The organism is Spiroplasma phoeniceum P40 (assembly GCF_003339775.1).
GTDB classification, from domain to species: Bacteria; Bacillota_I; Bacilli_A; order Mycoplasmatales; family Mycoplasmataceae; genus Spiroplasma; species Spiroplasma phoeniceum.
Genome location: NZ_CP031088.1, coordinates 979298 through 991762, shown reverse-complemented (window position 1 = coordinate 991762; position 12465 = coordinate 979298). Strand labels below are relative to the sequence as shown.

Genomic DNA, 12465 nt, shown 5'->3' with positions numbered 1-12465 from the left:
ATATTACTGAAAAGAAAGGAATAAATAAAATGTTAGAAAAAAGTGTCTTTGATATTTATATTGAATTTATGCAGATTATATTTGGTGTAGATATGCCACCGGCTTTGGTTTATATTTGTTTTACTTTGTTTTTAACTTTTATTATTGGTGTTATATTTTGAATATTTAGATTGATATTTAGGTGGTTTTGTTAATGACTTGAAATCAGTTTTTAGATAAAGTTTATCAATGTTTATATCAGTTTGCTTTTTTTATTCCCGCTAATAAATTAGGTTTGATTGATAAAACTGTTGAATATTATGTCTGTATGGTAGTTATGTGATTGTTTATTTTCTTTACTATATGGTTTGTTATTTATATGATTTTTAAAATATGTAAGGTGGTATCTTAAATGTTAAATATTAGAAAATGAATTATAAATTGATATTTAATGAATTGATTTTTTACATTAATTATGATTGTTTTAAATTGTTTAATTATATTTAAAAAAAATATATTTAGTGGTTGATTAAATATTATTTTTATAGTTTTTGTTTATATATTTAGTATATATGTAATATTTTTATTTTTTAAAGACTTAAAAAGTCAACTTGCATTTTTTAAAACTATTAAACAAAGCCCTATAACGATGGTGATTGGTGATTTAGGTTCTGGGGAAACAGCGTTAGCAACTATTTATTAATATATTCAAAATATGAAACTAAATATTCTAATTATCCAATTTTTAACAATGATATCGCACTAGGAACATTTGATATGTTTGATAATAATAATTTAAAAAATCCGATACCTTATAGTGAAAGTAATTTAGTTGTTTTAGATGAAATGGCTTTATATATTCCTGCTAATGAGGTTAAAGATGGTGCTATGAAAAAATATAGTGGCGTTATTCCGATTTTGGTTCTTATGCGTCAATATGATATTAATGTTGTATTTATTGGACAAAGAGAAAAACATCATTGAGTAGAATATAGAGAGTTAGCAACCGCATTAATGTTGCCTTTAGACTGCAAAACACCGCTTTTACAATTTAAGGGAATATTAAAATATTTTATTTGATTTTTTCCTAAGTTTAAATTTAATATTGGTATTTTTAAAGATAAAGATAATTATGATATTTGAAAATCTGAAAGTGTTAAGCGTTCTGCTAATGGTAAAAAAGTAAAATTAAAAAATGCTAGTGCTATTGGTATGCGTAATTTTAAAATTACAGTATCTTTATTAGATGTTATGAATTATGATACAAAATATTTACAATTTGTTAGAGATATTAAAAATGACAGAGTTAAAGATAAATCATTGACTTATTGAGATTATGTTAATTTTGATAGTTTAGAAGATTTAGAAAAAATGGGAGCAACAAGATTAGTTGAAAATTTACAAAAAGGAGGTAAATAATTATGAATTTATTAACGAGTTGGGATGATGCTTTTAATGTTGTTATTGATATATTTATGAAGATTATGGATTGAATGTGAACTTTAAAATTGCCAGCAACAGACATCCCTTTATATGTTCTTTGAATTATAGGGGGTATTTTAGGAATTGTTATGCGTTTGGTTGGTTCAGCACCAGAATTAAGTACAATGTCTCAAAATACCGCTTCTGCCATGTCTACGGGTTTAGGTGCTATTCGTTTGAAAGATAGCAAACAAATTAAACATATTAAAGCTAATAAAGGTGAAAAATAATGATTAAATTATTATGATTTTTTTTCTTGTAATAGGCATTATTGGTTCTGCGTTTGTTGCAAATATTTTTTTAGCATAAGAAACAGCAATGGCAACAATAAAACAATGGTTTAATAGTTCAAACGAATTTTATAAATTAGTTGCTAATTTATTTATTATTGCAACCCACCCTATTTTTAGATTGTTTATCGTCTTTGGAATTATGCTTATGATTATAAGGGTTATATTTGTGGTTAGATAGAAAGGAAAATATGTTATGCGTAAAAAAATATTAAGTTTTTTTCTTGTTTTATTAATTCCTTTTGGGTGAATATTTCTTTTTAATGGCACTATTTCAGAAAAAAAGACAATTTTAGCGAAAAAACTATCAATGAATTAAATAAATATGATTTACAAAGTACTTTAATGATAAAACAAGATTTTTTTATGCATAATTTAAGTCTTGAAAATTATGCTTTTTCCTTTGGTATAAGATTGGCAAAACCGTTTTATGGAGTTAGTATTGAACCAAAAGACAAAAATTTTTGATTAAAAAATTTGTTGATAAATCATATAATAAAAATTGATTTTAGTTATCGCAGTCTTTTTGAAAAATATAAAATTACCGAAGAGAATTTTAAATTAGCAGAACCAAAATATTATATTGATAATGTTTTATAAGGTAATTGAAATTTAGAAAATTTATTTTGAATTTTATATTTTGTTTATTCAAATACTTTGCGTGGTATTTTTGATGTTGGTAATCCTTATGAATATGTTAAGTTTTTTTCTTTGTTTTTTGTAAAAAATGGTTTTTTGTTATATCCAAAGGCTTTGTATTTTAGTTTACGCGGAGCTGGAAGTGATAATTATTTTTCTAGTCCAATAGTTCGGTTTTATAATGCTTATAAAGTAGATGTTAAAGATTTTTCATATTATTTTTATTCAAATTGAAACACTGAAACTGATAAATTACCGAGTATATATGAGGTATTTTCAGTGGAAAAATATGACAATTACCTTATTTAGATGCTCCGTGATATAGATTGGATAAACATATTATTAATGCTCTTATTTGAGCGTTTAATAATTTGCCTGGTATTAAAGAGGTTGGTAAATATATTAATGCCTTGGGAAATACTATCCATAATGTTAATTTGCTTTGAGAAAATATTAGTAATTTATTTGCCTTTGATATAACTTTTAAATTATTCCTTGGTGCTATTATCTCATTAGCGATGTTTAATGGTGTTATGCGATATTTATAATAAATACAAGCAAAACAAAGACAGACACAGACAGAGACAAATAGATAGGCAAACACCACGGAGGAGGGACTTTATGTCCTCCCCGTGTGTTGTTTGCTGGGGTACAGGTCGCGAAGCGACCTAGGGGCGAAGCCCCTTTCCTTGATTAACTAGATTAACTAGATTAACTAGCACAACGGGAGAAAACAAAATTGACAATATAAAAATGATAAATATAATTAAATTATTGTATTTATTAAATACATATAAATTAAAAAAGAAAGGAATATTATATATGACAAAAATACTAAGTTTAATCGGAGCAACTACTATAACAACAAGTGGAGTAACCCCATTAATGGCAATGATGCCAAATAATAATCAAAGAAAAGCACCAACTTTACAGGAAATTATTACTAATAATAATATAAACATTGGATATATATATAAAAATAAAGTTGATAAACAAACAATTCTTAATAATTTAAAAGAGAAAAAAGAAATATTTCTTTCGCAAGAAATATTTATTGAAAACTTAGAAATTATAGGTGATATATTTTTGGAAGATAAAGATTTGAAGCAACAATATGTTAATGGTTATATAAAAATAAAATTAAAAGAAAATAGTAATATTTATATTAAAAACAAAAGAATTCCAGAAGAAATTATTTATACTATTAATTTTCATACTAATAATAGAAAATATAATAATAAATTTAAATGAAATAATAGACAATGAAAAGATTATTATTGTTAATTTAAATTAAACAATAATTAATTTATTAAGTAACACAACTGTCCCAAAGGATTTTTAAGGACATTAAAAGTTTAAAAATTGACAACTAATCAAAAATAAATATAATAGAAATTAGAAATAAAAAGGAGGGAAAATGATTATTTTAAAAACTATTTTAGAATTTGGAGTTGCTTTTGCAACTATTACTGGATGAAAAAAATCAGATGATTTTAGAAAAGAAATGGATGCCTTATATGCTCCGCTTAACCAAACATTAAAAAAAGATAATGAAAAATATTGAGAACAAAAATATAAAGAATTAGATGAAAAAATTAAAAATCCAATTGAAAAAAGTACTTCAATTTCATACGATGATTTTATAGAACAAACAAAAGCAAAAATTCAAGGTAATAATAATACTGAGGATAAATAAAAATTAGTAAATAAATTAGAATAAAAAAACATTTATCCAAATGTTTAATGTATTCAAACCAATAAAGGTTTTCAGCCAGGAAACTTTAAATATAAGTAAATGTTTTTTTATTTTTGTTTTAGAAAGGAAATAAAAAATGAATGTAAATATAAATCCTTATAATCGTTTGACTGGAGAAGTTCTATACAGACCTTATATTGATAGTAGTAATTTTGTTAATCAAAAATATTATGTTAAAAAAGTATATTATGGTCCTTATATTAAAACGATTGTATTACCGTTAGAATGTATTAATAAATTTGGTAATGGCAATCCAACTGGTATTAAAAATACTGGTGAAAATGAAACTAAATTAGTAAATAGTCGTGTTCGTTCTCAAGCAAATTGTATTCGTAAAGCAATTCATAATTTTAGTGGTTGTAAAAATATGAGTTTTTTAACTTTAACTTATGCTGAAAATGTCCAAGATATTAAAAAAGCAAACCATCATTTTAGATTATTTATTCGAAGATTAAATTATTATTTTTCTAAATATAAAAAAAATAAATATAAAGACTTAAAATATTTAGTTGCTTATGAATATCAAAAAAAAGGAAGAATACATTTTCATATAATATTTAGTGAATATATCCCTAATAAAGTAGTTAGAAAATGTTGACCTTATGGATATAATAAAAATTTACCAGTTAAAACTGGTACAAATGAATTTGTTAGTAAATATGTTGCTAAATATATTGTAAAAGCACAAAGCGAAGAAAAAAGTAAAAATATTTATGACTTAAATATCAAAGCATATCGTTTTAGTACAAATTGTACTGACCCACTTATAAAGGTTGGTGTTATTGAAATGTGCGAAATGGAATTAATTGCATCTTTAAAAGGAACGAAACATAATTTTATGTTTAATAATAAAGATGGTTATTTAATGGGTGTTAGTATTGATAGTGATTGAAATAAAGATTATTTTTGACAAATGGAAGAATATGTTCCGTATGATAAAAAAATATTCCGGTTTTTTAATAAAATAACGGATATTGGCATATATAAAACACGAAAAAAATTAGATAAATACCTTAATTTAGGTAAACAAAGGTATATTAAAAAAAGTACCTTCCAAATGGAAAGTACTAATTGTGTAGCATAGTTCAGCCAGAACCTATACCACATAACTAATTAAAACAAAAAAAAAAAAAAAAACAAGGTGAGTATATAAATTTATAAATAAATTTATTTTTTGCTTTGAAATATGTACTAGTTGACATATTGATTTTGTTATGTAAAATTAAATTAGAATATTATATATAACATTTAGTTATATTTAAGTATTCAAACCAATAAAGGTTTTCAGCCAGGAAACTTTAAATATAGGTAAATGTTTTTATTTTGCATTTATATTTACATTCATTTTGTATTAATTTTTTATTAAATTAGTTTTTATTTTTTAACATTTATTTTATTTAAAGTTTTAAACCTTGTGAAACCTTTATTTACATATATGTAAATGAAAGGAATTTTTTAGTTATGTTTAAAGTTTATTTAAGTGATATTAAGTACAATCAAGTTATTAAAGATAAGTCAAATAAAGAAAATTATTATGATGTATATACATTTTTACGAGTTGAAGGTAAAAAAATAGTTGGTAAAGAATACCAAGATAAATGAGTTCGTAAAGATAGTGAATTTCAAAATAGTTTGCCTGAAATGATTGAAGGTAGTTTCTATAATGTAGAAATTGGTTTTAACGGTAAAATATCAAAAATATTGCCTTATGAAACCGAACAAGATTTTATTAATAAATATTCTAATAATTCAACAATAACAGAAAGCAATAGTTAATATGCAACAACAGTTATGTATGGTTTGTATTAATGATATTGTTTGAGAAAATGGGTCTCGTTATTGTTGGAATTGTGTTAATGAAAATGTTGTTTTAATTAATCAATATTATTCTAGGTTAGATAATGACTAAGAAAAAATCAGATTGTTATTTATGTAATAGACAAGATATTATTTGTCCTAAACATAAAAAAATTATTAAGGTTAAATAATGACAAAAAATAAAGATAAATTAAATATTAATTGAGACTGAATTATTTTTATAGTTTCTTGTTTATTGTTAGTTATTTGGTTTATATTGTTTTTTGTTTATGTTGGATTTTTTTAATGAAAAAGCAAACTAAGTTATATAAACAGCGATTAGAGTATTTAGTTAATGTTATACATCAATGTTTACCTACTAAAATACCATTATTTATGTTAAGAAAAGCAATTAAATTGTATCTTAGTCATAAAGTTATTAATATTGGTGTTATGGAAGAACAACATTTTAAATTATTAGTGGAGCAAGTCAAAAATTATATGTTAAATATAGAAAGCAAAAATTAAAAAAAGGTGGTGATAATTAATGACCGTTTTTGCAACAATTATTTTAGTAATTGCAATGTTAATGTTATTGATTTTTTTAACAGTTAATACAATATTTAGGTTTAAAAATAAGTATTTAATTTGTCCGCATTGTTCTAAAAAAGTAGAATTTAAAGAATGGGGAAAACGAAAAATTAAAAAAGCAGATAAGTCTGTTGAATAAGTTAATATCAATCAAATACCTTCGCAAGTATAAAAATTGATTTTAGTTTTTAGTGTTAATTACTAAAATCAAGGTTAGAGTATGCGAAGGTTTTATTATTAATAGAAAGTATTTTAAATGAGGTGTTATTAATGAATTTAAATTTATTAGCGGGCGACGCTGATGTTATTAAACAAATAGGCGATTTTGCTGCAATTCTTGCTGATTGAGCGATTGCTTTTACTAACTGATTTATTACTTTTTTAGGGTCACATATGTTATTAATTATTCCGTTAGTTTTAATGTTTGTGGTTTTGGGAATTGAAACAATCAGAAAGTTAATTCACGGAGTTTAATATTTAATAATAAACTCTAACCTTGATTTTAGTAGTTAACATTTAGGAAAGGAATAAGAAAAATGCAAAGTGTATGAGATTTATATTATGAATTTATGACAATTATTTTCGGAGTTAATCATCCTGTTATTTTAGATATTGTTATATTTGTTGTATTTTTAATACTTGTTTTTGGTATGTTATTTTTAATTTTAAGTTGTATTTTTAGGTGGATAAAATAATGGATTGAAATACTTTTTTGCAACGAGTATATCAAGGTCTTTTACAAATTTTTTATTTTATTCCGAAAACTGAAATTGATAACTTTGTTGGTAGTTCTATTGATAATATTACTTATGCAGTGATTATGATAGGTATTTGATTAGTTGTTTTTTTTCTAATTTGGTTATCAATATTTATTTTATATAAAACAATTAGATTGGTGGTGTAGATATATGTTTAAAAATTATTTTAATTTATTTAGAAGACAAAAAAATATTAAGGTTTCTTATTGATATGTAAATTGATTTATGGCAAATATTTTGTTCTATTTTTTTATTGTTTGTTTTAATTTACAGTTTATATATTTTAGTTCTACATCAGTTATAGATATTATCTTTTTTATTTTTTTAGTAATTTTTAATATTATTTTCTTTTGGTCTTTTTTTAGTGATTTTTTTCAAACACGGAAATTAATTAAAATTGTTAAAAGTAGTCCAATATCAATTATTAACGGTGCTTTGGGTACTGGTAAAACTTTATTGATGACTTATTTATCACAAATTGCTAAATTTGATAATGTTTATTCTAATTATTTTATTAATGATGAAAAAATTGGAGTTTTAGGTTTAAACCACTTAGATTTTAAAAATAAAAATTATAAGATACCGTCAAATGATAGTTTAATTTTATTTGATGAAATATTTTTGTATATGAATGGTGCTAAACCCGAAGAAAACAATAAAAAGTTTAGTGGTTTAATTCCATATTTTTTATTATGTCGTCAGTTTGATAATAACATTGTTTTTGCTGGACAACGAATTAATCAGAATTGAGTGGAATATAGAGAAATTACTAATATGATTATTGTTCCTATGCAATGTATTCCACCTAGTATATTTTTTCCTTATTTTAAAATGAAAATAGGTTTCTTTGATGATTTAGATGATTATTTAGTATGAAAAACGGAAACAGTTAAACGAACAGCAAACGGGAAAAGAGTTCGTAAAAAATCTAATAAAGATATTGGTATTAATTTTGTTAAGATAACAATTCCTTTATCTATTGCAATGCAATATGATAGTAAATATTTAAAATTTGTGCGTGATTTAAAAAATGATAAAGTACCAAGTTATATTAAACAAAATTGACCTAGTATTGTTAAAAAAGATATTACGCTTAATGAATTACGAGAGATGGGGATGGAACATTTATTAAAGAATTTGGGAGAGTTAGAAAATGATTAATTTACTTGCTAATGATGTATGAAATGGTGCTATTAATGTTGTGGTTGATATTTTTATGAAAATAATGGATTGAATGTGAACTTTAAAATTGCCAGGTACAAATATTCCTTTATTTGTAATTTGAGTAATTGGTGGTGTTATAAATGTCATTATGTTATTGGTTAATAGTTCTCGTGGTTTAAGTTCAGTTTCTCGTTCTTCTTTACAAGCAAGAAAGCAAATATCTAATGGAGTTAAAAATATAAGTAATAATTCTAAAAGTAATAATAAGGATAGTGATAAATAATGTTAAAGTTAATATTTTTCTTTGTTATTGGTTTAACTGTTGGATTTGGTTTTATTGCTAATATTGTTGTGGCAACAGATTTAGGTTTTTCTACTGTTAAAAATTATTTGGAGTCTGCTAATGATTTTTATAAATTAGTAGCACAGTTATTTATTATTGCGACACATCCTATTTTCCAGTTATATATGGCGTTTGGAATTATTATTATGGGTATTAGAATTATTTTTATTGTTTAGGGGGTCAAAACAATGCGAAAACGATTATTAGATATATTTATTATTTTTTATTTAATATTTGGTTGAATATTTCTTTTTTGTAGTGCTACAACTATAAATTATATTAGTAATGTTTGTAAAGTAGAAACAAGAAATAATGATAATTTTAGTGATTTAACTTATGCAAAAGCAAATGAATATGATTTTCAGTCTACTTTAATGTTGCGACAAGATTATTTTATGCAAGGTTTAGACCCTAGTAATTATGCATTTAGTTTTGGTGTTGAAACTCCTTTTATTCCAAATGTAAGTGCTGATAAAAATGATAGTAATTTTTGATTTAATAAAATTAAAAATACTGGTTGAAGTTATTTATTAAGTTGAAACCCAAAAGATATTTCTGAGGTGGGTTCTTTGGGTAGATTAATAATAGATTATAAAACGCCAAATAAATTGTTAGATATTTTTATTTATAAAAACAATATAAAATATGAATTTACTTTTAATTGAGAAATTATACAATATTTATTTATGCCAATTATTGCCAATCAGAGTTATAAACATTTTGATATGAATTATTTAGTTTTAAATTTTAATTATAAAGAATTGCTTAATATGGATATTCTTAAAAAATCTAACAGTAATTATTTTGTTAATGATGTTAAACAAAATTTTTATTCGTTGGATAATTTATTTCAAGTTTTAGATTATGATTGTATAAATTATTTAAGGGTATTTAGTATATTTAAGAAATTATGGAATAAATAATCCACATACTTAATTTAAAGATACCATGTTTAATTTTATTGTCAACAAATTTTTATATTTTTTTAAATTTAATCACAGCAAAAAATGCATTTTTATTAAAATTATTTAATTTAAAAATAAAATTAATAAAGATGTAAGTTTTGTTGTTCATTTTTATTAAAATTATTATATAAAATACTATTATTTTCTGGTGGTTTTTCTGGTTGTTTAAAATCCTTAATATTATTTCTTAATTTTAGCATACTAGTATTCAATTTATTTTTAACAGTTTTTTTGCTATAAATTCCTTTTTTAGAAAATATGCCCTTACCATAATGGGAAACATCACCCTCCATATGACAACCAATATTATTTCATAATGTTTGATTTTTAATACCCTCTTCGTTATTTTTAATTAAGTTAATTGTTTCTCTTAAAAAATTTTTAGAACTAGGAATAAATGACTCACTTTCTTTTAAACATTGTAATAATTCATAATATTTTCCATTATAAAAATAATCAACAACTTGTTTAAAAGTTTCTTTATTTTCTTTAATTTTTCTTCGGTGGGGTAATAAATCCTTAAATCTTTTTACTAAATGAAATTTGTCTATTGTATAATGAACTTTGTTATTAGGAAAACGATTTGCAATAACTTTTTTAACCCCTTTAATTCAATCTGCTCCATCACCTAAAATCATAATTTCGGTATCATCTTGAATATTATAATTACTTATTATCAAAAGTATTAATTTAACAACAAAACGGGTTAATTTTGTTTTTTTAGAAATATAAATTGGAATATTATCTATTTCGTAAACACCTAACTTATTTGCAATTACATGTCTTTTTTCGGTTGATTTTTCTTGATCATATCCAGTGTGAACGGTAGAAATTAAGGTGTGTTTTTTAATCTTTTTTCCTTCATATCACACTTTCATTTTTAAGTATGTTCCATCCACTTGAATATATAAAGTATGCGGAACATTTATTTTGATATTGGTATCATTAATATAATATTTGTCGTTTGTTGTTGCGTTTTTTATTGTATTTGAAATTGTCATTAAACTAATTTTTGCTTGTTCTAATGCATCTGAAATATCGCGGTATTTTTTATCATCACTTAAAAACAATAAAATTCTTTCTTTGACGTCATTCCCCAGTCTTTGTCATTTTTTAATTCCTAAAAATTTATCTAAAATAAAAATATATTCTTCTTTCCCTGTTATTGGATTAATTTTATAATATCGTCGTCTGCGTAATGTTATTTTACCTTTTAAAGTAATTAATGTTTTTGTTCTTATTTCTTTTACTCGATAATGTTTAAATTTATCATATTTTTGATAATTTTGAAAAATAAGATCATCGTACTTTTCTAACCTATATGCAATTTCTCCAACAGCATATCTATTCAAATCTTCATATGTTTTATTAAAAAAGTTTTCCCCATTAATAATATTATTAATATCCATTTTAAAGTTGTTTCCTTTCTTGATTTAAAAATAAATCATCACACACATTAAAATAAACACCTAAAAAAAGCAAGTTATTTTTAACTTGTTTTTTCAATATTTAATTTTTTTAATATTATTTAATACAATTTTGATACTTTTTTGATAACAAAAACATTATATCTTAATTTAAAATAAAAAAAACAAGATTTTTAATCTTGATTAATTTTTTTGAATATAATCGAATACAACTTTATTATTTAAACCTTTAAATTCAAAAATTATTATATTTTCTTCTTTAACGACTGTGGCAAAAATATTTACAATAATATTGAAAAAAAGTTCTTTGTCTTCTTTTAATTCTTTATAAATTCTATTAATTTTATTAATTTTATTTTTACTTAGAGAATTAAAATTAATTTCTTTTTTTATTCTAGATTCTTCTCAAAATAAGTTTATAAATTTGGCAGCTATATCAATAAATTCTTCATATTCTTTTTTTGCCTCTTCTTTTAATTTTTCTAGTATTTCTAAAAGAGCTAGCCCCTTAACTGATAATATATAACTTTTTTTATAAAGTTGTAAATATTTGTCTATTTTTAAACTCAATGATGGTTTATTTTGAGCCATATTTTATTTCCTTTCTTAAAATTAAAATTGTTGTTTGATAATTGTTAATATATTATCAAAAAAATAAATTTTTATCATTATTCTTTGTATATATTTATATTCATTATATAATTTTTATATAAATAAAATATCAAGAAAGGAGTAGTTTTTTATGAAAAAATGATTAAGTTTTTTAGGAGCAATTACATTATTAGGAACAAACACAACAAGTCTAGTTGCTTGTAATACACCACAATATAACGAAGAAGAATTACAACAACTAAAACAAGAAAACCAAATATACACAAATTGCCAAGAAATAAAAGAAAACTTAGAATGAATTTGTCCACAAGAAAAGCCATTTAAAACAACTGATAATAAATGATATTTTGTAGTGTGGCGTGGTGAAAAAACAGAAGAATGAAAAATTACAAAATTTCAAAATAACATAAATGTAAATTCGTTAACAAATACAATTGATAATATAAAAAATGAATATTATTTAAATTTAGGTAGTTATTTAGGTATTCGAAAAATTACTTTATTTGTATATAAACATGGTTTTACTGGCTTTGCAGAATTATGAGAAAATAACAATCTTATTAAATCAGTTTATCGTTGAAATGGTGATGAGCAAAAATTACCTGATTTAATTGTTGATAATAATGGCAATGTAAAAGTTAATAGTGAATAAAAAAGCAATT

23 protein-coding genes are annotated in these 12465 nt (G+C 22.7%); 21 read left to right on the top strand and 2 right to left on the bottom strand.

What is annotated here, in order from left to right:
• Positions 1–391 precede the first annotated feature (391 nt).
• From SDAV_RS13285 to SDAV_RS06105, 20 genes are all read left to right on the top strand, one after another.
• Positions 392–682 (top strand): hypothetical protein, encoded by a 291-nt coding sequence (locus SDAV_RS13285; RefSeq protein ID WP_245938305.1) that lies wholly within the window; start codon positions 392–394, stop codon positions 680–682.
• A 74-nt stretch (positions 683–756) separates the two neighbouring features.
• The gene (locus SDAV_RS13280; RefSeq protein WP_245938304.1) at positions 757–1398 is read left to right on the top strand and encodes a hypothetical protein; all 642 of its coding nucleotides are present in this window, start codon (positions 757–759) and stop codon (positions 1396–1398) included.
• 2 nt (positions 1399–1400) lie between these two features.
• Entirely contained in the window at positions 1401–1691 is a 291-nt protein-coding gene (locus SDAV_RS06185; protein ID WP_114564911.1) for a hypothetical protein, read from the top strand.
• A 256-nt stretch (positions 1692–1947) separates the two neighbouring features.
• The gene (locus SDAV_RS14050) at positions 1948–2070 is read left to right on the top strand and encodes a hypothetical protein (RefSeq protein WP_281268772.1); all 123 of its coding nucleotides are present in this window, start codon (positions 1948–1950) and stop codon (positions 2068–2070) included.
• A 26-nt stretch (positions 2071–2096) separates the two neighbouring features.
• Positions 2097–2351 (top strand): hypothetical protein, encoded by a 255-nt coding sequence (locus tag SDAV_RS06175; RefSeq protein WP_114564910.1) that lies wholly within the window; start codon positions 2097–2099, stop codon positions 2349–2351.
• A 57-nt stretch (positions 2352–2408) separates the two neighbouring features.
• Complete coding sequence (locus tag SDAV_RS06170; RefSeq protein ID WP_114564909.1) at positions 2409–2699, top strand: hypothetical protein; 291 nt, start codon at positions 2409–2411, stop codon at positions 2697–2699.
• Between the two features lie 17 nt (positions 2700–2716).
• A complete protein-coding gene (locus SDAV_RS06165; protein ID WP_114564908.1) occupies positions 2717–2938 on the top strand; it encodes a hypothetical protein in 222 nt (73 codons plus the stop codon).
• A gap of 274 nt (positions 2939–3212) precedes the next feature.
• A complete protein-coding gene (locus SDAV_RS06160) occupies positions 3213–3674 on the top strand; it encodes a hypothetical protein (RefSeq protein ID WP_114564907.1) in 462 nt (153 codons plus the stop codon).
• A gap of 133 nt (positions 3675–3807) precedes the next feature.
• On the top strand, positions 3808–4086 hold the full coding sequence (locus SDAV_RS06155) for a hypothetical protein (RefSeq protein WP_114564127.1): 279 nt from the start codon (positions 3808–3810) through the stop codon (positions 4084–4086).
• A 136-nt stretch (positions 4087–4222) separates the two neighbouring features.
• Positions 4223–5230, top strand: a complete 1008-nt coding sequence (locus SDAV_RS06150) for a rolling circle replication-associated protein (RefSeq protein WP_114564128.1) — start codon at positions 4223–4225, stop codon at positions 5228–5230.
• 377 nt (positions 5231–5607) lie between these two features.
• Entirely contained in the window at positions 5608–5922 is a 315-nt protein-coding gene (locus tag SDAV_RS06145; RefSeq protein ID WP_114564129.1) for a hypothetical protein, read from the top strand.
• Position 5923: 1 nt separating this feature from the next.
• Positions 5924–6055, top strand: coding sequence for a hypothetical protein (locus SDAV_RS14045; RefSeq protein WP_281268771.1), 132 nt, complete (start codon positions 5924–5926; stop codon positions 6053–6055).
• A 194-nt stretch (positions 6056–6249) separates the two neighbouring features.
• Positions 6250–6471 (top strand): hypothetical protein, encoded by a 222-nt coding sequence (locus SDAV_RS06140; RefSeq protein ID WP_114564130.1) that lies wholly within the window; start codon positions 6250–6252, stop codon positions 6469–6471.
• A 19-nt stretch (positions 6472–6490) separates the two neighbouring features.
• Complete coding sequence (locus tag SDAV_RS06135) at positions 6491–6673, top strand: hypothetical protein (RefSeq protein ID WP_114564131.1); 183 nt, start codon at positions 6491–6493, stop codon at positions 6671–6673.
• A gap of 131 nt (positions 6674–6804) precedes the next feature.
• The gene (locus SDAV_RS06130) at positions 6805–7008 is read left to right on the top strand and encodes a hypothetical protein (protein WP_114564132.1); all 204 of its coding nucleotides are present in this window, start codon (positions 6805–6807) and stop codon (positions 7006–7008) included.
• Positions 7009–7228: 220 nt separating this feature from the next.
• The gene (locus SDAV_RS06125; protein WP_114564133.1) at positions 7229–7438 is read left to right on the top strand and encodes a DUF2649 family protein; all 210 of its coding nucleotides are present in this window, start codon (positions 7229–7231) and stop codon (positions 7436–7438) included.
• 4 nt (positions 7439–7442) lie between these two features.
• Entirely contained in the window at positions 7443–8453 is a 1011-nt protein-coding gene (locus SDAV_RS06120) for a hypothetical protein (protein ID WP_114564134.1), read from the top strand.
• Entirely contained in the window at positions 8446–8739 is a 294-nt protein-coding gene (locus SDAV_RS06115; RefSeq protein ID WP_114564135.1) for a hypothetical protein, read from the top strand. Before SDAV_RS06120 ends, SDAV_RS06115 begins: the two co-directional genes overlap by 8 nt.
• Positions 8739–8975, top strand: coding sequence for a hypothetical protein (locus tag SDAV_RS06110; RefSeq protein ID WP_071937724.1), 237 nt, complete (start codon positions 8739–8741; stop codon positions 8973–8975). Before SDAV_RS06115 ends, SDAV_RS06110 begins: the two co-directional genes overlap by 1 nt.
• 12 nt (positions 8976–8987) lie before the next feature.
• Positions 8988–9722, top strand: coding sequence for a hypothetical protein (locus SDAV_RS06105; RefSeq protein ID WP_114564906.1), 735 nt, complete (start codon positions 8988–8990; stop codon positions 9720–9722).
• A 122-nt stretch (positions 9723–9844) separates the two neighbouring features.
• On the opposite strand, the gene SDAV_RS06100 is transcribed toward SDAV_RS06105, so the two are convergent.
• Positions 9845–11173: an Mbov_0401 family ICE element transposase-like protein gene (locus tag SDAV_RS06100; RefSeq protein WP_114564904.1), complete on the bottom strand. Its 1329-nt coding sequence runs from the start codon at positions 11171–11173 to the stop codon at positions 9845–9847.
• Between the two features lie 201 nt (positions 11174–11374).
• Positions 11375–11782: a hypothetical protein gene (locus tag SDAV_RS06095; protein ID WP_114564903.1), complete on the bottom strand. Its 408-nt coding sequence runs from the start codon at positions 11780–11782 to the stop codon at positions 11375–11377.
• Between the two features lie 151 nt (positions 11783–11933).
• Here SDAV_RS06095 and SDAV_RS06090 point away from each other — a divergent pair, with 151 nt between their 5' ends.
• Positions 11934–12455, top strand: a complete 522-nt coding sequence (locus SDAV_RS06090) for a lipoprotein (RefSeq protein WP_114564902.1) — start codon at positions 11934–11936, stop codon at positions 12453–12455.
• Positions 12456–12465 lie beyond the last annotated feature (10 nt).